The 26,627-nt window shown below is 67.7% G+C and carries 2 protein-coding genes; both read right to left on the minus strand.

Going from position 1 to position 26,627, the window contains the following annotated elements; translation table 11 throughout:
- The gene (locus LZC95_05105) at window positions 1-18,645 is read right to left on the minus strand and encodes an SDR family NAD(P)-dependent oxidoreductase (protein WXA96212.1); all 18,645 of its coding nucleotides are present in this window, start codon (window positions 18,643-18,645) and stop codon (window positions 1-3) included.
- Window positions 18,638-26,620: an SDR family NAD(P)-dependent oxidoreductase gene (locus tag LZC95_05110; GenBank protein ID WXA96213.1), complete on the minus strand. Its 7,983-nt coding sequence runs from the start codon at window positions 26,618-26,620 to the stop codon at window positions 18,638-18,640. The genes LZC95_05105 and LZC95_05110 overlap by 8 nt, the downstream gene beginning before the upstream one ends.
- Between the last annotated feature and the right edge of the window lie 7 nt (window positions 26,621-26,627).

Below are 26,627 nucleotides of genomic sequence, written 5' to 3' on the forward strand. Positions count from 1 at the left end.
TCAGCTCACCTCCAGAAAGGTGCTTGCAACGGCGAGAAGGGCTTCGTCTTCGAGCGCTTCCAAATCGGTGCGAAGAGGGTCGTCTTTGGTGCCGCGCTTGCGCTCGAGGGTGCCGCTTTCGCGGGGGGCCTCCTCACCCAAGGCGTCGCGCAGCTGTGTAAGCACGAAGCTCGCCACCCTGTGCGGCGAGGGATGATCGAACGCGAGGGTCGCGGGCAAGATCACCCCGGCCTTTCGCTGCAAGCTTCGCCGAAGCTCCACGGCCATCAAGGAGTCGAGGCCAAGGTCGACGAATCCCGTGTGCGCATCCAATCGCGAGGCATCGGGATGGCCAAGGACTGCGGCCGTTTCCGTCCGCACGAACGCGACGAGATGCTCCATCCGCTCCACCTCGGAAAGGCCACGAAGCGTTGCGATGAAGACGTCGCCCGTGCTCTCCGCTGCAGAGGCGCGCGCGAGCTCCTCCACGACGCTCACCGCATCCGGAAGCGCATCGAGGAGCGGGCGACGCCGGCCCGATGCGAACGACGGTACGAAGCGCGTCCAATCGACATGGGCGACCGTGAGTGTGGCTTCGCCGTCGTCGACGGCTTGGCGCAACGCCGCGAGGGCGCGTGCGGCCGGCATGGGCAACAATCCGAGGCGCTGCAGGAAGCTGCGAGCCTCCGCACTCGAGCCCATCCCGCCCTCGGCCCACGATCCCCACGAGATGGCCGTGGCCACGAGCCCGCGTGCACGCCGGCTTTCGGCGAGGGCATCGAGGTAGGCATTGCCGGCGGCATAACCGGCTTGCTGCGCGCTGCCCCAGACGCCCGAAATGGAGGAGAAGAGGACGAAGGCATCGAGCGGCCGATCGCCGAGGAGCCGATCGAGGTGGAAGGCCCCGGCCACCTTGGCAGCCACCACGTCGTGCAGATCGTCGAGTGTCGTCTGCTCGAGTGCCTTCTGCTGCGTCACACCCGCGGTGTGCACCACCGCGCGCAGATCGCCGTGCCGCTCGAGAAGCGCGGCGAGGGCCTCCGGATCGGAGCTGTCGCACGCCTCCAACGAGACGCGTGCACCCATGGCCTGGAGCTCGTCGCACAGCTCGCGCGCGCCCGGCGCATCCGGGCCCCGCCGGCTGGCCAGCACGAGGTGTTCGGCTCCTTGCCCTGCGAGCCATCGCGCCACGTGTGCGCCCAGAGCTCCCGTGCCGCCGGTGACCAGGACGCTTCCGCGCACGTTCCACGCCGACGCGGGCATCGCGTCGCCCGAGGGGGCACGCACCAAGCGACGCGCGTACAGGCCCGAGGTGCGCAGCGCGAGCTGGTCTTCGTCGCCCGCGAGGCCCGCGACGAGTCGTTGCAACGCGGTTGCATCGAGGGTCGCCGGAAGATCGATCGACCCGCCCCAACGCTGCGGATGTTCGAGCGCGAGGACGCGGCCCAGGCCCCACGTCAGCGCTTGGAGCGGCGAGGCCAGCGGATCGGAGCGACCAATGGACACGGCGCTGCGCGTGAGGAGCCAGAGCGGTGCCACCACCCCGAGATCGCCCAAAGCTTGCGCGAGCGCGAAGGTGCCTGCAAAGCCGCATGGCAGCGTCGGATGCGCGGGCAGCGGGGCGGTGTCGAGCGCCAGGAGCGAGACAATGCCGCTCGGCGCCGGGCCGCGGTCCAGGATCTCCTGCAGGTGCGCCGCGTAGCTTGCGCGGTCTCCGTCTCGGTCCACGGTCACCCGTACGACCTGCGCACCATGGTCGGTGAGCGTGCGCGCCAAGGTGTCGGCTTCGCCTTGGCCCTCGGCGGTGAGCAGCCACCACGTGCCCTCGAGCCTCGCGCCCGAGGCCGACGGAGAGAGCGCCTTCCAAATGACGCGGTAGCGCCACGCATCCACGGTGTTGCGATCCGCGCGCTCACGATGCCACCGGGCAAGGACCGGCAGCACGGATGCGAGGGAATCGCGCTGCACGGGGTCGTCGATGCGGAGCGACGCGCTGAGGGCGTCGAGATTTCCTTTGGCAACGGCGTCCCAGAAGCGCGCATCGCCTGGGGCGGATGCATCCGTGGCATTCGTCGGCGCTTTGGCGTCCGTCCAGAACCGTTCGCGACGGAACGGGTACGTTGGAAGGGCAATGGTTCGCGCGCGCGGAAGGACGGCGTTCCAATCGAGCCGGAGTCCGGCCACGTGAAGCTCGCCGAGCGAGGCGAGCAGCCGCATCATGCTGCCTTCGTCGCGCCGCAGTGAAGGCAGCACGGTCCCATCGCGCTTCGCCGTCTCGAGGATGGTCTGCAAGGCCATCGAAAGAATGGGGTGCGGGCTAAGCTCGACGAAGAAGGTGAAACCATCCGCAACGAGCTTCTCGGTGGTCTCGGCGAAGCGCACCGGCTGGCGCAGGTTGCGGAACCAATAGGCCGCATCGAGCGTCTGCCCATCGATCGGCGCAGCCTCCACCGTCGAATACAGCGCCGTGGCACCGGCGCGTGGCCGCACGTCGTCGACGATGTGAAGGAGCTCGTCACGAATCGCATCCATGCAGGGCGAATGGGACGCAATGTCGACGCGCACCTTGCGCGCGAAGATTTGCGCGGCGGTCATTTGCGCGACGAAGTCGTCGATGGCCTCGGGCGCACCCGAGACGACCGTGGAACGAGGCCCATTGATGGCCGCCACGCAGAGGTGGTCGCCATAGGCTGCGATGCGCTGGGTGACGGTCTCGGCGTCGAGCTCGACCGACGCCATGGCACCGCGTCCCGCGACCTGCAGCAGCGCCTTGCTGCGGAGGGCCACGATCTTGGCTGCATCCTCGAGCGAAAGCGCACCCGCGACGCAGGCGGCGGCGATCTCGCCCTGGCTATGCCCAATGACGGCATCCGGCTCGACACCGAGTGAACGCCAGAGCGCCGCGAGCGAAACCATCATGGCGAAGAGGGCCGGCTGCACGACATCGACGCGTTCGAGCGAGGGTGCCCCGTCCTCACCGCGCAGCACCGCGAGCAGCGACCAATCGACGTGCGGGGCGAGTGCACGGTCGCACGCCTCGAGCTGCTCGCGGAAGGCGGTGGACGACGCGAGCAACGCACGCGCCATGTCGGGCCATTGCGAGCCTTGGCCGGGGAAGACGAAGGCGATCTTTCCCTCGCCCTTCTTCCTTCCCGATACGACGTGCGGTGCGGTCGCATCGTCGTGGAGGGCGGAGAGCGCGCCGAGCAACTCGTCGCGATCGCGCACGACGAGGGCGGCACGCCGCTCGAAGTGCGAGCGCGTGGTGGCCAGCGAATGCGCGATATCGGCGAGCGCGAGCTCGGGGTGCGATTCGACGTGCGCGCGAAGCTGCGCGGCCTGCGCGCGAAGGGCCTCCTCGGTCTTGCCCGAGACGGGGATCAACAGAGGGCCCGTGACGGCGGCTTCGTCGAGGGGACTCTCCGTGCGCGGCGCCTCCTCGAGGATGACGTGCGCATTCGTTCCACTGATTCCGAAGGCCGAAACGGCTGCGCGCCGCGCCCTCCCGTTCGTGGGCCATGGCGTGGCCTCGTGGAGAAGCCGCACCGAGTCGCCGGACCAATCGATGTGCGGTGACGGCGAATCGGCGTGCAGCGTCTTGGGCAGAAGCTCGTGCTGCATGGCCAGGACCATCTTGATGACCCCCGCCACGCCGGCCGCAGCCTGGGTGTGCCCCACGTTGGATTTGACCGTGCCGAGCCACAGCGGCCGCTCGGGCGAATGCTCGCGGCCATACGTCGCCATGAGGGCCGAGGCCTCGATGGGATCGCCCAGCGGCGTGCCGGTGCCGTGCGCCTCGACGGCATCCACGTCTTGGGGCGAGAGCTGGGCACGTGCGAGTGCCTGCCGGATCACGCGCTGCTGCGCAGGCCCATTGGGGGCGGTGAGGCCCTGGCTCTTTCCATCTTGGTTGATCGCGGATCCGGGAACGAGCGCGAGAACGGGATGCCCATTCTTGCGCGCGTCCGAGAGCCGCTCGAGGAGCAGCATGCCCGCGCCCTCGCCCCAGCCCGCGCCGTCGGCATTGGCCGCGAACGCGCGGCAACGGCCTCCGGGTGACAGTGCCTTGAGGCGGCTGAAGATGACGAGCGGCTCGGGGGTGGCAAACACCGTCGCACCACCCGCGAGGGCGAGCGAGCACTCACCGTTGCGCAGTGCCTGACACGCGAGGTGAATCGCCACCAGCGACGAGCTGCACGCCGTATCGACGGTGACCGTCGGGCCTTGGAGCCCCAGCGTGTACGCAATGCGTCCAGACGCAATGGCCGTGGACGTTCCCAATGCGGGATATCCATCTTCGGCCTCCCGCGGGGCCGGCACCGCAAGGCTGTAATCGTTGTAGCAAACGCCGACGAAGACCCCGGTCGGCGTCTCGTTCATCGAGAGAGGATCGATGCCCGCCCGCTCGAAAGCCTCCCACGACGTCTCCAGAAAGAGCCGCTGCTGCGGGTCGAGGTACATGGCCTCCCGCGGGCTCAATCCGAAGAAGGCGGGATCGAAGAGATCGGGCCGCTCGAGGAAGCCGCCTTCGCGCACGTAAATCTTGCCCTTGGCGTCCGGATCGGGATCGTAGAGCGCATCGATGTCCCATCCCCGGTCCATGGGGAACGCGGCGACGGCATCGCGTCCATCGTGAAGGAGCTGCCAGAGATCCTCCGGCGAGCGCACACTGCCCGGATAGCGGCAGCTCATGGCCACGATGGCAATGGGATCCTCGGTGTCGTGGGTCGGGCGCGGTGCGGTGGGCACTGCGGGGGAGGCCGCCGCCAGATCGCCGAGCAACTCGGTGCGAAGCCACCGTGCGAGCGCATCGGGCGTGGGGTAATCGAAGAGAAGCGTGGCCGATAGCCGGCGCCCGGAGGCGGAGGCAAGCCGGTCGCGGAGTTCGACGGCCATCAGGGAGTCGAGGCCGAGCTCCTGCAGCGGGCGCAAAGGCTCGATGGAGACGGGGTTGGCATCGAGCACGGTGCCCACGTGCTGCCGGACGAAGTCGAGCAGCATGCGGACTTGGTCGGCCTCACCGAGCGATCGAAGCCGCTCGGTGAGGGCATCGATGGCGCGGGCCGGCGCCTCGACTTTGCGCGCGGGTGCACGAACCAGGGAGCGGAGAAGCGCGGGAAGGGCATCTCCCCGCTGCGCGAGCGCTGCAGCATCGAAGCGCACCGGAACGAGCAGCGCCTCCGGGCGTGCGAGCGCGGCATCGAAGAGCGCGATGGCATCTTGCGTCGAAAGGGGCACGATCCCCTGCCGCCGGATGCGCGCGCGGTCTTGCTCCGGCAAGCGCGCGGCCATGCCGATGCCGTCCCAAGGTCCCCAGGCGAGCGAGCACGCCGGATACCCTTGGGCGATCCGGTGCGCCGCCAACGCATCGAGCGCACAATTGGCCGCCGCGTAATTGGCTTGCCCTGCGCTGCCGAGGACACCGGAGAGCGAGGAGAAAAGGACGAACGCGCGCAGATCGAGCGGGCGTGTGAGCTCGTGCAGATGCCACGCCGCATCGAGCTTGGGCCGAAGGACGGCATCGAGCCGATCCTCGGTGAGGGATGCGAGCAGGCCATCCTCGAGCACGCCCGCCGTGTGCACGACGGCCGTGAGCGGATGCTCGGGCGCGACGTGCTCGAGCAGCTGCGCGAGGTCGTCGCGGTTGGCGACGTCGCAGGCGTGGAGTACGACCCGCGCACCGGCCGCGCGCAGATCGGCGAGGAGCGTATCGGCCCCGGGGGCGGCAGGTCCCTGGCGCGACGTGAGGAGCAGATCGCGCACGCCATGGTTGACCACGAGGTGTCGCGCGATTTCGGCGCCGAGCGCACCCGTGGCACCGGTGATCAGGACGGTGCCGTTCGGATCGAGGGACCGCGTCTCCGCCTCCGCCTTGACCCGCGCGATCCGAGCTGCGTGCAGCTTGCCTTGCCTCAGGGCGAGCTGCGGCTCGGCGACGGTGGCCGCGGCGCGGATGGCCGGAGCATCGATGGCGTCGACGTCGAGCAGCACGATGGGCCGCGTCGGGTGCTCGAGTTGCGCCGAGCGCACGAGGCCCCCAATCGGCGCCTGCGCAGGATCGAGCGCCTCACCAGGGTGCACGGCGACGGCATTGCGGGTGATCACGAGGAGACGGCAGGGGGCGAAGTCGTCGTGGGCGAGCCACGGCTGCAGAAGAGCAAGCAGGCGATGCAGCACGCGATGGGCGCGCAGGGGTGCGTCGGCATCGGGCGCGTCGCTCTCGTCGGGCGCGAGGACGAGCGCCACCACCGCGGGCAATGGATCGCCCTGCGCGATGGCATCGCGGAGCGCATTCGGATCGGGGTAGGCGCGTGCATCGAGCGCGGTGCCGAGACGAAGGGCGTCATCGCCGACGACCGCCCACGTTTCCTGGGGCGCGGAGGGGGCCGGCAGCTCGCTCCAGGCAACGGAATACAGGTTGGACTGCACCTGGTCGGCGAAGAACTGCGTCGCCGGTGCGCGCCGGGAGGAGAATCCCTCGATGTGCGCAAGCGGCGTGCCCTCGGCGTCCCAGAAGGTCATCTCGGAGAAACTGACGTCGCCATCGGCCGTCTCGCCACGGAGCGCGTGCTCGGCCCACACGGGAACGGCATGCCGTCCGTACCAAACGAGTCGCTCGACGGCAAACGGCAGACGCGGCGTCGGGTTTTCGACCTCGCGCCCGCCCGCCTCCGAGCGAATCCAAAGCGCCAGGGCAAAGACACTGTCGACGAGACCACCGGGCATGGGCGCATCGTCCGACGGAACCTCCTCGGGCGCGTGCAGCCGCGCAAGGCCCGTACGCTCGCGGGTGCCATCGATCTGGTGCAGCCACCGCCACCGAGGACCAAAGTCGACCTGCAGTGCGCGCAGCAGTGTGTCGAGGCGCGAGGTGGCCTCGGGCGTTTCATCCGATGCGGGTGCCCGAAGGGGAGCGCGCTGCGAGTCGGGCGTAAGGCTCGAAGCATCGATGACCGCCGTCACATGGGTCGTCCACTCGTCGGCGTGGCGGGTGCAGAGGCGCACGGAGAACCCCTGCGGCGCGCGGGAGAGTTGAAGATGCAAGGTGACGCGCTCGCTGGTTCGCTCGAACGAGATGGGGCGTAGGAACTCCACCTGGCGCAGCTCCAGGGGTTGGTCCGGCCAATGCGCCTCCGCCACGGCGAGAAGGACCGCGACGTAGAAAGCGCCCGGCACCACGATGCGGCCGTAGACCAGGTGGTCCTGGAGATACGATTGGACCGCCGGTCCAATGTCGAGGGTGTGCAAAACGGTGCCATCGGGAAGATCGAACCGCTGTCCCGCGAGCGGGTAGCGCCCGGCCTGCGCGCCGCGGCGTTCGGCGCGCTCGATCCAAAAGCGCTCGGGCTGGAAGGAATAGGTAGGAAGGGCCACGCGCGATGGACGAAGAGGCTCGAAGAAGGCCTCCCAGTCGATGCGATGCCCACGGGCGTGGAGCGCGCCCACGGCGGAGGCGAGCGTCTCGACGCCGCGCGACTTGTGCAGGGTCGGCACGAACGCGAGGTCATCGTCGGGATCGAGGCAAGCCTGGGCGAGGGGAGAAAGCACCCCATGCGGGCCGAGCTCGAGAAACGTGCTCACACCCTCGGCACGAAGCGCACGGACACCATCGAGAAAGCGAACTGCGTGCCGCGCGTGCCGCACCCAATAATCGGGCGAGGCGATGTCGGACGCCTGGGCGTGAAGCCCCGTGAGGTTGGAAACGATGGGAATGCGTGGAGGCTCGTAGGAGAGCGTTTCGGCCACGCGTCGGAAGTCGTCGAGCATGGGCTCGACGAGCGGCGAGTGAAAGGCGTGGCTGACGCGCAGTCGCGAGGTCTTTCGGCCAAGGGCCTCGAAGTGGAGGGCGACGGCGCGAACGGCGTCGTCATCGCCGGCGATGACGGTGGAGTGCGGCGCATTGAGCCCGGCAATGTCGACGCGCGGGTCGAGCCGAGGCCGTACTTCCTCCTCCGAAGCTTGCACCGCGATCATGGCACCCCCGGGTGGAAGTGCCTGCATGAGGCGCGCGCGCGCCGCGACCAAGGTGCATGCATCGTCGAGGGAGAGCACGCCCGCGACATGAGCGGCGACGATCTCGCCGATGGAGTGCCCGAGGAGCAGATCGGGCCGAAGGCCCCACGATTCGAGAAGCCGAAAGAGGGCGACCTCCAGCGCAAACAGCGCGGGCTGCGCGACACCGGTCTCGTGAATGCGCTCGTCGTCGAGCCACTCGAAACGTGAGCGAACGTGATCGAAGACCTCGCGAAAAAGCGGAAAGCCGTCTCGAAGAACGACGCCCATGCCGGCGTACTGACTGCCTTGCCCCGTGAAGAGCACCGCCAGCTTCCTTCCGCGCTTCGCGTGCGAAGGCACCAGCGACGCAAGTCCCTGCCGCACCTGCTCGCGATTGCCCGCCGCAAAGGCCGCGCGCCACTCGAAATGCGACCGCGTGGTGGCAAGCGAATACGCCACATCGCCCAAGTTCACATTGGGATTCGCCTCGAGGTAGTCGCCCAATCGCTGGCCTTGCGCCCGCAACGCTCCCTCCGTCTTCGCCGACAAGACAAAGGTGGTGGCAACCGACGACGCAACGGATGGTTCTTCATGCTCTGGCCGCCCTGGCCCCTCCTCGATAATGACGTGAGCATTCGTCCCACTGAGTCCGAATGCCGAAACACCTGCCCGGCGCGCCCGATCCCCATTCGCCCAAGGCACCATCGCATCCACCACGCGTACGGGCAACGCATCCCAATCGATATGCCGATTGCGCGGCGTCGTGTGCAACGTCGGCGGCAGTGCCCCATGCTGCAAGCACGCAATGACCTTGGCCACCCCGGCCAAGCCCGCCGCCGACTCGAGATGTCCAATGTTCGTCTTCACGGCGCCGAGCAACAGCGGCCGCTCCGGCTCGCGTCCGTCACCGTAAACGGCAGCCAACGCCTGCACCTCGATGGGATCTCCGAGCGCGGTGCCCGTGCCATGGCACTCGACCACGTCGATATCGGTTGCGCGAAGCTGCGCATCGTCGAGGGCCGCCCGCAGCACCTTCTGCTGCGAAGTGCCATTGGGCGCGGTGATACCGCTGCTCGCCCCGTCGTGGTTGACCGCCGACCCGCGCACGACGGCCAGCACGCGCCGGCCATTCGCGTGCGCATCGTCGAGGCGCTCGAGGGCAAGCACGACCACGCCTTCCCCGCGCCCATAGCCATCGGCACCATCGGAGAAAGTCTTCGATCGCCCATCGGGCGCGAGCGCCCGCGTTCGCGATGCCAACACGAAGGGCTCCGGGGCGGCCATGACTTGGACGCCACCCGCCAGCGCAAGCTGGCACTCCCCGCGGCGCAAAGCCTGACACGCAAGGTGCAGCGCAACGAGCGACGAGCTGCACGCGGTGTCCACGGAAAGCGCGGGGCCTTGGAGGCCCAAGGTGAACGCCAATCGCCCCGCCGCAAACGAGGTATGCGTACCGGTGACGGCATAGGCCTCCGCGTCGTGATCCTGCAGCCGCAACTCGTAATCACTGGGCCCGATGCCCACGAAGACACCGGTCTGCGAGTCACGAAGCGCATCGGGGACCAGGGCCGCGTCCTCGAGAGCTTTCCAACTCGCCTCGAGCAGCAACCGATGCTGCGGATCGATGTGCCGCGCCTCGCGCGGACTGATCCCGAAGAAGGCGGCGTCGAACAGGTCCACGCGATCCAAGAAGGCCGCGTGCCGGACGTAGGACTTGTCCTTCGCGTCGAAATCCGGATCGTACACCGCATCGGCATCCCAGCGGTCCTCCGGGACCACGCGCACCGTGTCGGCGGACGTCTCGAGGAGATGCCAGAACGACGCGAGGTCGACGACGCCACCGGGAAGGCGCAAGCCCATGCCCACGATGGCGATGGGCGAGTTGCCGTCGGAAACGAGTGCGCGCGGTGCATCGTGCGTGGTCGCGGCCGCGAGCCCGAGGGCCTCGAGCAAGAAGCCCGCGACATGACGAGGCGATGGGAAATCGAAGGTCAGGGTCGCCGGGAGGGCCACCCCTGCCACGCGTTGCAAGCGGCGGCGCAGCTCGATGGCCATCAGGGAATCGAGTCCGAGATCGGCGAAGCCGGTCTGCGGATCGAGCTGCGCGGGATCGTCGTGGCCGAGCACCGCGGCGCACTCACCGCGCACGCGCTCGAGGAGGTACTCGAGCCGCTCGCCCTCGCCAAGGCCGCGCAGCCGCGCCGCGAGGCCGTCGTTGGCGTCGCCCGGCGCGGATGCCTCGCTCGCCTCGAGGGCACGGAACGCATCGGGGAGCGCGTGAAGGAGCGGACGCGCTCGCCCCGAGGCAAACGCCGGTGCAAATCGAGGCCAATCGACGTCGGCCACGGTGCGCGTCGCCGCGCCCTCGGAGAGCGCGCGATGCAGGGCTTCGAGCGCACGGGAAGGTGACATGAGCCGGAGGCCGCGCCGCTGCAGGAAGCTTTGCGCATCGGCGTCCGCCGCCATGCCGCCGTCCGCCCAAGGCCCCCATGCGATGGCGGTGGCGGCGAGCCCGCGGGCCCGCCGGTTCTCGGCCAGCGCGTCCAGGTAAGCGTTGGCCGCGGCGTAGGCCGATTGCCGCGCACTGCCCCAGACGCCCGCAATGGAGGAAAACAGCACGAAGGCATCGAGCGGCGCATCGCCGAGAAGGCGATCCAGATGAAACGCGCCGGAGACCTTGGCCGCGAGCACGTCGTGCAGATCGCCGATGGTCAGCGCGTCGAGCTCCTGCTGCCGAACGATCCCCGCCGCATGCACGACGGCACGCAGTCCCTGAAGCCGCCCGAGCAGCGCCGCGAGCGCCTCGGGATCGGCGCTGTCGCATGCTTCGATGGAGGCGCGAACGCCCAGCTCCTCCAGTTCGCGGCGCAGGACGCCGGCCCCCAGCGCCTCGGGACCGCTTCGGCTGGTGAGCACGAGATGCTCGGCACCCTGCCGCGCGAGCCACCGCGCCACATGGGCACCGAGCGCCCCCGTACCCCCCGTGATCAAGACGGTTCCGCGCGGTTTCCATGTAGGTGCAATGGATGCCTCCTGATGCCGCACGAGGCGACGCGACAGCAGGCCGGACGCGCGAAGTGCGATCTGGTCCTCGTCACCCGCCAGGGCGCCGACGATGGATGCGGCCAAACCGGCATCGAGGTGGGCGGGTAGGTCGAGCAATCCGCCCCACCGTTCCGGGTGCTCGAGCGCGATGACCCGTCCTATGCCCCATGTCAACGCTTGCCGCGGCGACGTCAGCGCGTCGTTCGCTCCGGCGGAGACGGCGCCTTGCGTGAGCATCCAGAGCGGCGCGCGAAGATCGACATCGCCCATCGCCTGCGCGAACCCGAGCGTCGCGGCGAGTCCGCGCGGCACGGTCTCGTGCCCCGGCAACGACTCCGTATCCAATGCCAGCAAGGAAACGATGCCGCGCGGCGCCGCCTCGCGGGCAAGCGCTTCACGAAGGCGTTCGACGATCCGCGCGCGGTCGTGCTCGTCGATCTGCAATGGCACGACATGGGCACCACGCTCCACGAGCGCGCGCGACAATGCCTCGACGAGCGCCTCGTCGACGATGCGCGTGGGGGTGACGAGCCACCACGCACCCTCGAGGGAACCCCCGACGGGTACCGTGGGCATCGACTGCCAGGAGATGCGATACCCCCACGCGTTCTCGGCGTTCTGCGGCACGTCGACCCAGAAGCGTTCGCGCTGGAAGGGATACGTGGGCAGCGCGACCTGCGAGGGCTGCTGGGGTGCAAAGAATGCGTCCCAATCGACGTGATGGCCGTGGGCATGGAGAGCTCCGACGGCGGCGAGGAGGCTCTCGTGGCCGTGGTCTTTGTGGAGCGAGTGCAGGAAGGCGAGATGGTCGGAGGAGCCCAGGCAGGCCTCGGCCAAAGGAGCGAGGACGCCGTGGGGCCCGATTTCGAGAAAGGTGGTGACGCCTTCGGCGTGCAACGTGCGGACGCCATCGAGAAAGCGGACGGCGTGCCGGACATGGCGCACCCAGTAATCGGGGGAGGCGATGTCGTGGGTTTCGGCGCGCCTGCCCGTGAGGTTGGAGACGATGGGAATGCGGGGAGGCTGGTAAGAGAGCGTCTCGGCCACGCGACGGAAGTCGTCGAGCATGGGGTCGATGCGGGGAGAGTGGAAGGCGTGGCTGACGCGCAGTCGCGAGGTCTTTCGACCAAGGGCCTCGAAGTGACGTGCCAGGTCGAGAACGGGTTCCTCGTCGCCGGCGACGACAATGGACTGCGGCGCATTGATGGCGGCAATATCGATGCGTGCGTCGAGCAAGGGGCGCACTTCGTCCTCGGAGGCCTGGAGCGCCACCATGGCGCCGCCCGGAGGAAGAGCCTGCATGAGGCGGGCGCGCGCGGCGACCAAGGTGCATGCATCGTCGAGGGAGAGCACGCCTGCGACATGAGCGGCGACAATCTCGCCAATGGAGTGCCCGAGGAGCAAATCGGGGTGAAGGCCCCAGGACTCCAGGAGCCTGAAGAGCGCGACCTCGAGGGCAAAGAGCGCGGGCTGCGCGACACCCGTTTCGTGAATGCGCTCCATATCGAGCGGGTCAAAGCGCGCAGTCACGTCATCGAAGACCTCGCGAAAGCGCGGAAAGGCGTCATAGAGCGCCCGCCCCATGCCTGCATACTGACTACCTTGCCCGGTAAAGAGCACGGCAAGCTTCTTCGTGTGCTTCACATTCGAAGCCACCAACGCCGCGAGCTGCTCGTGAACCTGCGCGCGATCGCGCGCGACGAACGCCGCGCGTACATCGAAATGCGATCGCGTGGTAGCAAGCGAATACGCAATATCGACCAAGTTTGCATTGGAATTCGCCTCGAGGTAATCGCCCAGTCGCTGACCTTGCGCCCGCAACGCCCCCTCTGTTTTGGCCGACAAGACAAACGGAGTGACGGCAACCGACGACGCTCCATGCGCTTCTTCATGCCGCCCTGGCCCCTCCTCGATAATCACATGCGCATTCGTCCCACTGAGCCCGAATGCCGAAACACCTGCCCGGCGCGCCCTATCCCCATTCGCCCAGGGCACCATCGCATCCACCACGCGCACCGGCAGCGCATCCCAATCGATATGCCGATTGCGCGGCGTCGTGTGCAACGTCGCAGGCAGTGCCCCATGCTGCAAGCACGCAATGATCTTGGCCACACCCGCCAACCCCGCGGCCGACTCGAGGTGTCCAATGTTCGTCTTCACGGCGCCGAGCAACAGCGGCCGCTCCGGCTCGCGTCCGTCGCCGTAGACGGCAGCCAACGCCTGCACCTCGATGGGATCCCCAAGCGCGGTGCCCGTGCCATGGCACTCGACCACGTCGATATCCGCCGCGCGAAGCTGCGCATCGTCGAGGGCCGCCCGCAGCACCTTCTGCTGCGAAGTGCCATTGGGCGCGGTGATACCGCTGCTCGCCCCGTCGTGGTTGACCGCCGACCCGCGCACGACGGCCAGCACGCGCCGCGCATTCGCGTGCGCATCCTCGAGGCGCTCGAGGGCAAGCACGACCACGCCTTCCCCGCGCCCGTAGCCATCGGCGCCATCGGAGAACGTCTTCGATCGCCCATCGGGCGCGAGCGCCCGCGTCCGTGACAGCAACACGAACAGCTCCGGCGCAGCCATGACTTGGACACCGCCCGCCAACGCAAGCTGGCATTCACCGCGGCGCAAGGCCTGACACGCAAGGTGCAATGCCACGAGCGACGAGCTGCACGCCGTATCCACGGAAAGCGCGGGGCCTTGGAGGCCCAAGGTGAAGGCCAATCTTCCCGCCGCAAACGAAGGCTGCGTCCCCAAAAGCGCATACGCCTCCCCATCGCTGGCCCGGCGCTGAAGAATCTCGTACTCGCTCGCTCCGATCCCCACGAACACGCCGGTTCGGGAACCCTCGAGCGACTCCGGAACGACCCCCGCGTTCTCCAGCGCCTGCCAGCTCGCCTCGAGCAGCAACCGGTGCTGCGGGTCGACATGCCGCGCCTCGCGCGGGCTGATGCCGAAAAAGGCGGCATCGAATCGATCCACCCGATCCAGGAAGGCCGCGTGCCGAACGTAGGCCTTCTCCTTGGCGTCGGGATCGGTGTCGTAGATGGCCTCTGCATCCCATCGATCCGACGGAACGGCTCGGAGCGTGTCCGTCGACTTCGCGAGCACCTGCCAAAGGCTCTCCAGATCGACGACGCCGCCCGGAAGCTGCAATCCCATGCCGACCACCGCAATCGCGGCGTTCTCGTGCGCGGTGCCCGTGGCACGACGCTCGGGCGTCGTCGTCGCGGTGGTGCCGCCCAGGGACTCGAGCAGAAAGCTCGCGACATGGCGCGGTGTCGGAAGATCGAATGTCACGGTTGCCGGAAGCGCAATTCCGGTTGCGCGGCGGAGGCGCTGCCGGAGCCCCACCGCCATGAGTGAGTCCAGCCCGAGGTTCGCAAAGCCCGTGCGCGCATCGATGCGCGACGCATCGCGATGGCCCAGAATGGCCGCCGTCTCGCGCAGCACCAACGTTTCGACGTGCGGCAGGCGCTCGCTCTCGCCGAGGCTGCGAAGGCGCTCGAGAAGCGCCCGCTCGTCCGTTGCGGAGGCCAGCCCATCGAGCGCACGCCGCGCCTCGGGCACCTCGAGGAGCAAGGGCCGCGTGCGCGCAGCCGCGAGAAACGGCGCGAATTGGGCCCACTGGATGTCGGCCACGAGCAGCGCCGGCTCCGCGCGACCCAGCGCTTGCTGCAACGCCTCGAGCGCGCCATCGGGATCCATGGGCAACAGACCGCGGCGGCGCAGGTGCTCTTCGACGCCATCGCCCGCCCCCATGCCATCGCCGGCCCAGAGTCCCCACGCGATGGCGGTCGCCGCGAGCCCGCGTGCGTGGCGATTCTCGGCGAGCGCGTCGAGGTACGCATTGGCAGCCGCATAGGCCCCTTGATGCCCATTGCCCAGCGTGCCCGCGACGGACGCGAAGAGCACGAAGGCATCGAGTGGCCTGTCGCCGAGAAGCCGGTCCAAGTGAGACGCACCCGCGGCCTTGGCGGCCAGCACGCGCTCCACGTCCTCGCGCCCCATCTGGTCGAGGGGCTGCTGCTGCGTCACGCCCGCCGCGTGGAAGACGGCGCGCAGATCGTCGAGCCGCCCAAGAAGCGCCGCCAGCGCGTCGGGATCCGAGCTGTCGCACGCCTCGAGGGAGACGCGTACCCCCAGGCCGGTGAGCTCCTGTTCGAGCTCCCGCGCGCCCGGTGCATCGGGACCTCGCCGGCTGGTGAGCACGAGATGCTCGGCCCCGTGGTGTGCGAGCCATCGTGCAACCCGAGCACCCACGCCTCCGGTTCCGCCGGTGACCAGCACGGTGCCGCGCGGTTTCCACGGCTGCGCGTCCTCGGGTTTCGTGAAGCGTGCCCGCACCAGCCGTCGCGCGAACAGGCCCGATGCCCGCAGCGCCATCTCGTCTTCATCGCGCCCCAGGGCCGCGACCAGCTTGCGCGCGGACGTCGCGTCCAACGACGCGGGAAGATCGAGCAGCCCGCCCCACCGCTCCGGGTGCTCGACGGCAAGCGTGCGCCCCAAGCCCCATGTCAGCGCTTGAATCGGCGCCGCGAGAGGATCGGAGGGCGCAACCGACACGGCGCCCTGCGTGAGCATCCAAAGCGGGGCCGCCAACGAGAGCTCCCCGAGGGCCTGCGTGAGCTCGAGGGTCGTGGCGAGGCCGCGGGGCAATGCCGCATGGCCGGGCAACGACTCCGTATCGAGCGCGAGCATCGAGACGATGGTGTGCGGCGCCGATGCTCCCGTTTCGCGCAAGAGCGCCACGATGCCCGCACGCCCAGCCGTGCTGTCGATGGCGATGGGCATCACGTGCGCGCCCTGGTCCGTGAGGGCGCGCGACAGCGTTGCGACAAGCTCGTGCCGCGGATCCTCTGCCGACGTCACGAGCCAAACGGTGGCGTCGATGCGGGGCCCGGCTTTCGTGGAGGGCAGCGCCTTCCAGGTGACGCGGTAGCGCCATGCATCGCCCGCCGCATCGTTCGACGGATCGGCGTCGACCCAGAAGCGTTCACGCTGGAAAGGATACGTGGGCAGCGCGATCCGCGAGGGCTGCTGGGGTGCAAAGAAGGCGTCCCAATCGACGTGATGGCCGTGGGCATGGAGAGCTCCGACGGCGGCGAGGAGGCTCTCGTGGCCGTGGTCTTTGTGGAGCGAGTGCAGGAAGGCGAGATGGTCGGAGGAGCCCAGGCAGGCCTCGGCCAAAGGAGCGAGGACGCCGTGGGGCCCGATTTCGAGAAAGGTGGTGGCGCCTTCGGCGTGCAAGGTGCGGACGCCATCGAGAAAGCGGACGGCGTGCCGGACATGGCGCACCCAGTAATCGGGGGAGGCGATGTCGTGGGTTTCGGCGCGCCTGCCCGTGAGGTTGGAGACGATGGGAATGCGGAGAGGCTGGTAAGAGAGCGTCTCGGCCACGCGACGGAAGTCGTCGAGCATGGGGTCGATGCGAGGAGAGTGGAAGGCGTGGCTGACGCGCAGTCGCGAGGTCTTTCGACTAAGGGCCTCGAAGTGACGTGCCAGGTCGAGAACGGGTTCCTCGTCGCCGGCGATGACAATGGACTGCGGCGCATTGATGGCGGCAATATCGATGCGTGCGTCGAGCAAGGGGCGCACTTCGTCCTCGGAGGCCTGGAGCGCCAGCATGGCACCGCCGGGAGGGAGAGCCTGCATGAGGCGCGCACGCGCCGCGACCAAGGTGCATGCATCGTCGAGGGAGAGCACGCCTGCGACATGAGCGGCGACAATCTCGCCAATGGAGTGCCCGAGGAGCAAATCGGGGTGAAGGCCCCAGGACTCGAGGAGCCTGAAGAGCGCGACCTCGAGGGCAAAGAGCGCGGGCTGCGCGACACCGGTTTCGTGAATGCGCTCGACATCGAGCGGTTCGAAGCGCGCACTCACGTCATCGAAGACCTCGCGAAAGCGCGGAAAGGCGTCATAGAGCGCCCGCCCCATGCCCGCATACTGACTACCTTGCCCGGTAAAGAGCACGGCAAGCTTCTTCGTGTGCTTCACATTCGAAGCCACCAACGCCGCGAGCTGCTCGCGAACCTGCGCGCGATCGCGTGCGACGAACGCCGCGCGCACATCGAAATGCGATCGCGTTGTAGCAAGCGAATACGCCACATCGACAAGATTCGTTTCAGGATGCGTCTCCAAATACGCACCCAATCGCTGGCCTTGCGCCCGCAACGCCCCCTCTGTTTTGGCCGACAGTACCAAGGTGGTGGCAAGGGATGGATCGCCGGCATCCTGCCGGCGGACCGCCGGCCTCTGGCCGGCTGGATGCGCTCCATGCTCCTCGATCACGAGGTGAGCATTCGTCCCACTGAGCCCAAATCCCGACACCCCCGCAATGCGCCGCCCATTAATCGGTGCCCACTCCACCCCTTCCGTCAAAGGACACAACGGCGTCCCCCCGAGCCGCACCAGCGGGCTCACATGCCGTAGGTGCAAGTTCGCAGGCAGCCTCCGATGCCGTAGCGCCAGCACCACTTTGATGAGCCCTGCCACCCCGGCCGCGGCCTCCAAATGCCCAATGTTCGTCTTGAGCGCGCCGAGCCACACCTTCGAGCCATCCTCCCGCGCGGCCCCAAACACCGCCCTCAGGGCATCCGTCTCAATCGGATCCCCCAGCGACGTCCCCGTCCCATGGCACTCGATGAATCCTATCGAATCCGGTGCCACCCCAGCGCGCCCCAATGCATCCCGAAGCAACGCCTCCTGCGCGAGCACATTGGGCGCCGTGAGCCCCGTGGAGCGCCCATCCTGGTTTACCGCGGAGCCTCGCACCAGGGCCAGGACCTCGTCGCCATCCCGTTTTGCATCCGAGAGGCGCTTGAGCACCACCATGCCGCAGCCCTCGCCCCGCACGAAGCCGTTCGCCGATGCATCGAACGTCTTGCAGCGGCCATCGGGCGAGAAGGCCTGGGTTCGCGCCAGGGCTGCCGTCGTGTGCTCCGACAGAATCAGATTCACCCCGCCCGCCAGCGCCAAATCGGACTCTCGCGTGAGCAAACTCTGACAAGCCATGTGAATGGCCACGAGCGAACTCGAACACGCCGTATCGAGCGTCACCGCGGGCCCGGAGAACCCAAATACGTACGAGAGCCGGCCCGCCGCGGTGCTGGCCATATTCCCGGTGACCTCGTAGGCATCGCGCTCCCCATCCGCACGGCGCTTCACGTGGTGTTGGTAATCGTTGAAGCAAAGCCCCACGAACACACCCGTTCGCGAGGCACGCAATCGATCCGGGACGAGTCCCGCATGCTCCAGCGCATTCCAGCCCACCTCGAGCAAAAGCCTCTGCTGCGGATCGAGTGCAACGGCCTCGCGCGGCGCAATACCGAAAAAGTCCGCATCGAAACTGTCCGGCTCCTCGTCGAGCAGACCCGCCCACCGAGGCACGCCTGCGGGCCATGGCCCTACGAGGCGCGAATCGGGCACCTCGCGGATCATGTCCTTTTGCGATTGCAAAGTCTCCCAGAACGGCTCGAGGCCGTCGCCTCCGGGAAACCGACAACCCATCCCAACGATGGCGATGGGCTCGCGCAATCGCGATTCCAATTCTTCGACACGGCTCTTCGCGTTTCGAAGCGCGAGGAGAATGCGTTGGGCATCGACGGGGGAACTACCATTTCGATCAGCCACCGAGAACCTCCTCGAGTTCCGTCAATTCTTTGAGCAGCGTGTCTTCCGCCACCGGGATTTCTGGCCACGGCACCGCGGCAGGCTCATTTTGCTTCTGCGTCGAATTCCCTTCGCCCTGCCCGCCGCACAGCCGCTCGACCAGCAAATCGGCCAATGCACGCGCCGTCGGGTACGTCCACACCACCGTGGAGGGAAGAGCCTGGCCGATGCTCACCTCCAATCGATTGCGAAGTTCGATGCCCATCAGGCTATCGATCCCCAGCGCCTTGAAGGGTGTTGCAGGATCGAGATGGGTTGGATCCGCACGTAGAACGCGCCCGATCTGCACGAGCACGTGCGCCGTCAGCTCGCGCCGCGCTTCGGCCACCGATGCCGTGCGCAGGTTCTGCAGCCAATCCACATCGCGCTGGCGGTCGGACGTGCGGGGCGCCTCGGCCAGCAACGCACCGAGGTAGGGCCATCCGGCGGCCTCGGGGTAGAACTCCACCCATTGGTGCACGTCCAGAGGGCAGACGGCGATATGCGGAAGATTGGCCAAGAGGGCTTTTGCGAACATGGTATTTCCGTCTTTCGGTGAGAGCAGATCCATTCCGCGCCCGGCGAGCCGTGCCCCGCGTTGCTCGTCCCTGGCCGCCAGGCCCACCTCGGAGAACGCTCCCCATGCGATGGATACGGCGGGCAGGCCCAGGCTCCTCCGGTGATGGGCGAGGGCATCGAGAAACGCGTTGGCCGCCGTGTAATTTCCCTGCCCCGGGCTTCCGAGCAAGGTCGTGATCGAGCTGTAGAGCGCGAAAAAGTCGAGGTCGAGATGCCGCGTAAGTTCGTGCAGCGCCTGCGCTCCCGCGACCTTCGGTGCGAGCACGCGTTCGAAGCGATCCACGGATTGGTCCACCAGCAGCCCATCGTCGAGGAGTCCCGCGGCATGCACGACGCCCTTGAGCGGATACTCCGCCGGGACCGCATCCAGCGCCGCCGTCAGCGCCGCGCGATCGGCAACGTCCCCCGCCATCACGGTCACGCGGGTGCCGTGCGCACGCATCGCCTCCACCGCCTTGCACTGCTCGTCCCGCGTGATGCCTTGGCGGCCCATGAGCACGAGGTGCCCTGCGTGGTGCTCGGCCATCCAGCCCGCGAGCGAGGCTCCAAGTCCGCCCAGACCGCCCGTCACCAGATACGTCGCATTCCGTTTTATGAGGGTCGCATTGGAATCGACCGGGGCGGTAATGCACGGGGGCTCCGGCTCGCGGACGCGCAATACGAATTTGCCAATGTGCTTGCCACGGCCCATTTCCCAGAAAGCGTCCTGCGCGCGGGAGAGACCCATCGTCTGGTGGACGAGCGGCGTCAGCGTACCGCGCCGGACGTGCTCGAGAACCTCGAGAAATACGGACCGCACGAGCGCGGGCTCGCGCTTCAACATGGTGGCCACGTCCACCAAGGTGAAGGACAAACCTTTCAGAAATGGCTTCAATCCGATGCCGCGGTTGGCGAGATAATCGCGTTTTCCCAATTCGACGAAGCGGCCGCCCTCCCGCAGAAGCCCGAAGCTCTTCTCCAAATATGGACTGGAAAGCGAATTGAGCACGACGTCGATGCCCTCGCCGTCGGTCCAGCGCTGGACGTCCTCCACGAATTGGTCGGAGTGCGAGTCGGAGACGAAGCGAATTCCCTTTTCGCGGAGCCATGCGCGCTTTTCCTCGGTGCCTGCCGTGGCGATGATGGTGGCACCCACGTGGCGTGCCCACTCCAAGGCCGCGAGTCCCACGCCGCCGGTGGCCGAGTGAACGAGCACGCGGTCCGTCGCCTTCAAACGCGCGACGTGATGAAGTGCGTAATACGCGGTCAAATGCACGATGGGCAACGTGGCCGCTTGCTCGAGGGTCATATCCTCCGGAACCCGGAAAACCAGCGATTCCGGCGCCGTGACGTGCGTTGCGAATGCATTCATCCCGAGCGCGAGCACGCGGTCGCCCTCGCGGAACGCCGAAACACCATGTCCCACCCGAACGACGCGCCCTGCACATTCGCAGCCCAGTCCCGCGCCCGGAATTTCACCCAATGCGGAGAGCACATCGAGAAAATTGAGCCCCGCCGTCTCCACCGCGATCTCGACTTCGCCCGAGCCCGGCGGCGTTCGCGTGAGTGGTGCGAGGCGCAGCGTGTCCGTCTGGCCGGGGGTGCCAATCTCGAGCCGATACGGCCGATCCCCCGCGGGCTCGAGGCGCTGGCGGATCGTCTCGGGCAGCGTTTGGCGTTGCAAGCGCGCCACGAACACCGCGTCGCCGCGCAGGGCGACCTGGTCCTCCTCCGTGTCGCTCAAGGCCAAAAGGGTCAGGGCTCGCAGCTCGGACGCATCCTCGAGGTCACCGAGGTCGACGCGAAGAGGCCGCAGCGACGCGTGCTCCGAGCGCACGGAGCCACCGAGCCCCCAGAGCAAAGCCTGCTCGGGGCGCACACCACCCGAGGCGCGTGGCGATTGCGAGCGATGGCAGACCATCACGAGGCGCGGTGGAAAACGCGATGTTCGCGATGCAAGCTCCTGCACGAGGTGCAGCGCGCCCAGCCATCCCGACGGGGCATCGAGCCCGCCGAGGAACATCACGCCGTGCAACGTCGGGTCGAAAAAGCGCGCGATGGCCGCGCGATGGCGCGCCAGGGAGGCATCGACGACGTCGACCTGAATGCCGCGCGCGTTCATCTCCGCCGCGACACGCCGGCCTGCATCGCCGGCGCCGGCGAAGATCACCCAGCGCTGTCGGGTCGGGCCCGAGGCCGTGTTCGCGAACCAAGGTTTACGCTCCTCCCATGCGACGGTGAGCAGGGCATCGGCCAGCGGCTCTTCGGCGCCCCGCGCCCCGCGTTCGAGCCGCGCCATGCGCAGCCCGCGGATCTCTCCAATGGACGCACCGTGGTCGTTCCATAGCGACAGGTGCGCAACGAGATCGCCCGCGGCGTCGCGCGTGACCTCGGCCTCGCACCAGGCGCGCGCAGTCGATGCCGTTTCACCCATGCGAACCTGCCCGACGAAAACGGGGACCATTGGCCCATCCTCCGGTGTGCATTCGGCCGCGGCGAACGCCACGTGGATGCACGCATCGAGGAGCGCGGGGTGAACGACATAGCCCGCAGCATGCGTGGCTTGCGCAGGCAACTCAGGCAACTCGACTCGCCCCAGCGCACGCACGCCGCCGGTTTGGCCAAAGAGCTCGCGGACGCCGCGGAATGCTGGCCCATATTTCAGGCCCATGCGCGACAGCATCGCGTAGAACGCATCGACCGCGCGCGCGTCCGTGCACCGCGCCTTTGCGACCTCGAGGGAAGGCGGCGCACCTTGCGCTGGGCGAAGGCCCGAACGGGCCCGCCCCGAAACGAGCTCCTGCCACGACGCCTCTCCGTCGGCGCGCGATAGATGGAATCGCCACGAGGCGGGGCCGTCTTCGCGCCAGGCCATTTGAACCAGCGCCTTCTCCTCGGAGAAAACGAGGGCCTCTTTGAGCTCGATGTCCTCGAGGACGATATCGCTGGAGGACGCTTTTGCGGCGGCCAAGGCCATTTCGATGGACGCGGCGCCGGGAAAAACACACGCCGCTTCGACCTGATGATCGCGAAGCCAGGGGAGCTCCTTCAGGGACAGCTCTCGCTCCGAAAAGACGACATCGGGAAGGGCCGACATGCGAAAGGGGCGCGTTCGTCCGGACGCTGCCGAAGCGCGCGGGGTCGCGGCCTCCACCCAGAAGCGCTGCCCTTGAAAGGGATACGTGGGCAGTGCGACCTTTCGCCCGAAGGGGAGCGTCGCACTCCAATCGAGCTCGAGCCCGGCGACGTGAAGCTCGCCCGCGGATGCCAGGAGCCGCGCGATGTCGCCTTCATCGCGCCGCAACGAAGAAACCACGATCCCCTCGCTTCCCGCAGCCTCCAAGGCCGATTGTACGGCGAGGGTGAGCACGGGATGAGGGCTGATCTCGACGAAGAAGGCGAAGCCATCGGCAAGAAGCTTGTCGACACCCTCCGCAAACCGCACGGGCTGTCGCACATTGCGAAACCAATAGCCGGCATCGAGCGAGGCGCCATCGATGGGCGTCGCGTCGACCGTCGAATACAAAGGAACGGTGCCATCGCGCGGGCGCAGGTCGCCGAGATCGTGGTGCAGCTGCTCGCGAATCGCCTCCATGCGGGGCGAGTGCGAGGCGATGTCGACGCGCACTTTGCGGGCGAAGACCTGGGCGTAGGACATTTCGGCGACGAAGCCGTCGATGGCCTCGGGTTCGCCCGAGACGACGGTGGAGCGAGGGCCGTTGATGGCGGCCACGCAAAGGCGATCGCCATACGATGCGATGTGTCGCGATACCGCGCCGGCGTCGAGTTCCACGGAGGCCATCGCCCCTTGCCCCGCGAGGCGAAGCAGGGCCTTGCTGCGAAGCGCGACGATCTTGGCGGCATCCTCGAGGCCGAGGGCGCCGGAGACGCAGGCCGCCGCAATCTCGCCCTGGCTGTGCCCGATGACGGCATCGGGCCGCACCCCGACCGATTTCCAAAGGGCGGCGAGGGAAACCATCATGGCGAAAAGCGCCGGCTGCACGACATCCACGCGTTCGAGCGACGGAGCCCCCGCATCGCCGCGCAGCACCGCGAGCAGCGACCATGCGACGTGCGGAGCCAGGGCCCGTTCGCACGCCTCGATCCGTGCGCGAAATTCCGAAGATGACACGAGCAGCGCACGCGCCATCCCGGCCCATTGCGAGCCTTGGCCTGGGAATACGAAAGCGACCTTGCCGTCCGCCTTCTTTCTTCCGGTCACGACACGCGTGTCGACCGCGCCGCTGCGCAGGGCCGCCAGCGCCCGCAGCAGCTCGGCCCGATCGTGCACGATCAGCGCCGCCCGCCGCTCCAATCGCGCGCGCGTGCTCGCCAGCGAATACGCGATGTCCGTGAAGGCGAGCTCGGGGTGCGCCTCCACGTGCGCGTGAAGCGCGGCAGCCTGCGCGCGCAGCGCCTCCTCCGTTTTGGCCGAGACCGGAACGACGCGATGGCCCGCGGTCTCTTCGCACGCGTGCATCCGCTCTCGAAGCGAGGGCTCCCGCACGACCAGCGCGCGTGTGCCCGTTACGGCGGACCACCTTGGATCGATGCCCAGCCGGAAGAGCGCGGCAAGGCTCTCCAGCATCGCCCCGCGTTCGTCCTCGTGGCGAAAGCACGACGGAAGCACGTAGGCCTCGGCGTTCATCGCACGCAGCGTCTCGTCGATCGGCTTGGTCAGCACCGCGTGCGGGCTCAACTCGACGAACACCGCCGGGCCGCCCTCCGCCAGCGCCTCGATGGCCGATCGAAAGCGCACGGGATTGCGCAAATTGGAGGCCCAGTAATCCGGCCCGCACTCGGGCCCGGCCAGCCAAGCATCCCACGCCGTTCCACGCATCGACAGACGGGCCGGCTTCGGCGAAATCCCTTTTACGCCCGCCCGCAGCCGTTCGAGCAAAGGATCCATTTGGCCACTATGGGAGGCGTAATCGATTTTCACGCGATGGCATTTGGCCCCGCGAGCGGCCAATTCTCCGCGTGCGCGCTCGATGGCGGGCAGCGATCCCGAGAGCACCGTCGAGCGAGGACCATTGAACCCCGCAATCACCAGGCCATCGCCATCGACGTCATCAACGAGAAAACGTACTTCGTCCTCCGGCAATGACACGGCCAGCATGCCACCTTGGCCCAGCGCATGTTCGGCGACGACCCGGCTCCGTTCGACGACCACGCGCAGGCCGTCCTCGATGTCGAGAATGCCCGCCAAGCAGGCGGCGGTGATCTCCCCCATGCTATGGCCGACCACGGCATCCGGCTCGATCCCCCACGCGCGCCACAGGGCGCCCAGGCCGAGTTGCACGGCGAAGAGCAAAACTTGTACGACGACCGCGTCCTCGAGGCGGGAGTGCGCCTCATCGGCCAGCAATTCCTCCACGATGGACCAACCCAGGAGCGCCGAGCCGTGCCGATCGCATGCCTCGATGGCGCTCCGAAACGACGGCTCTTGCAGCAGCAGCGCGCGCCCCATCCCGAGCCACTGCGAACCGTGTCCCGGGCATACGAACACGATCCGCGGAGGCCCCTCCACGGGTGGCTGCGCCTGAAGCCCTCCTGCGAGAAGCTCCGACAGACCGCGCACCAGCTCATCCGTGTCGCGGCCCATCACGGTCGCGCGATGCTTGGTTCCGGTGCTCGCCGGCGAGGTCGCTCGGCAAAGGGCCGTCGCATCATCCAAGGTTCGCAACCGGAAGGCGACATCCAAGGTGGCGAGTGCTTGCTCGCGAAGCTCCGTGGCGGTGTTCGCCCCCAGCGCGAGAAGAACCTTCGGGCTCGCCGGCGCCGCCTCGAGCACGGCGTGGCAATTGGTGCCCCCGAAGCCGAACGAGCTGATCCCGGCGCGCGGCGTTTCTCCATGATGCGGCCATGGTTCGAGCTCCGTCTGGACTTTTAGATTCAACGCCTCGAACGCAATATGCGGATTGGGTTCATCGAAATGAAGATTGCCCGGGAGCGCACCATGATGAAGCGAAAGCGCCACCTTGACCAAACCAGCCACGCCGGCGGCGGCCTCCAAGTGACCAAGGTTCGTTTTCACCGATCCGATGCGCAATGGCCGCTCGGCCGAATGATGCGGTCCGAAGACGGCACCGAGTGCACCCGCCTCGATGGGATCTCCGAGAATGGTGCCCGGGCCGTGTGTTTCCACGTAGTGAATCGAGCCCGGATCCACGGACGCCGCCGCATGCGCGGCCCGCAGCATGGCTTCTTGCGCTTGCGGATTGGGGGCGGTCAGGCCATTGGAGAATCCATCGTTGTTGGCGGCGGTGCCCCGAATGAGCGCATAAATGCGATCGCCATCGGCGATGGCGCGACGGAGTCGTTTCAAGACGACGACCCCGCCGCCCTCGCTGCGGACATATCCATTGGCCCCGCCGTCGAACGCGCGGCATTGCCCTCGGGGGTTCATCGCACCGAACTTGGTCATCGCCACCGTGCTTTCCGGGGAGGCAATGACGTGAACCCCGCCTGCGAGCGACATCGTTGTCTCGCCGAGTCGCAAGCTTTGGCATGCAAGGTGGACGGCCACCAACGAGGAGGAGCACGCCGTGTTGATCGTGAGGCTCGGTCCTTCCAGGCCGAGAAGGTAGCTCACGCGTGCCGAGATGATTGACGTATCCTGCCCCGTGGCGGTGTGCGTATCGATGGCCTGCGCATCGCCATGAGAAAGACGCGCGTAGTCGCTCCACATGGCGCCGGCGAAGACTCCCACGGGCAGGCCTCGAACCGTCGATGCATCGATCCCCGCGTCCTCGAGCGCGTGCCACGCCATCTCGAGAAAGAGGCGCTGCTGTGGGTCCATATGCTGCGCCTCGCGCGCCGAAATGCCGAAGAACGCGGCGTCGAATGCGTCGACCCTATCGAGGAAGCCTCCCCATCGGGTGCTCATCTTCCCAGGGGCCGCGGGATCCTCGTCGAAGTACGCATCGGCGTTCCATCGTTCGGCGGGCACCTCACGGATGCCATTCCTCTTCTCACAGAGGAGGGACCAAAATTCCTCCGGCGAGCGCACTCCGCCCGGCAAGCGGCACGCGATCCCCACGATGGCCACGGGCTCCATGGAGGTTGCATTCGCCCGCACGCGGGAAGAAGCCGACGCATCCTTGGACACGGACGGTGACGCTCCTGCATTGGCCGCGAGCGAGGCTGCATGCTGCGACAGCGCGCGCGGTGTAGGGTGCTGCCAAGCGACGGTGGGGGAGAGGTCGCGGCCGATGCGATGCGAGAGGCGCGCAATGAGGGCGGTGATTTGCCCCGACTCGAGGCCGAGCTCGCGGAACCGCACTGCCGTATCGATGGAGCCTGCACCCACCCCCAGCGAGTGAGCGATGTCTTCACGCAACCACGCGCACAAATCTGTCACATTCGTCGCAGACGAAGAGGGATTCGATGGTTTCATGTTTTCT

The organism is Sorangiineae bacterium MSr12523 (assembly GCA_037157775.1).
GTDB classification, from domain to species: Bacteria; Myxococcota_A; Polyangia; order Polyangiales; family Polyangiaceae; genus Pendulispora; species Pendulispora brunnea.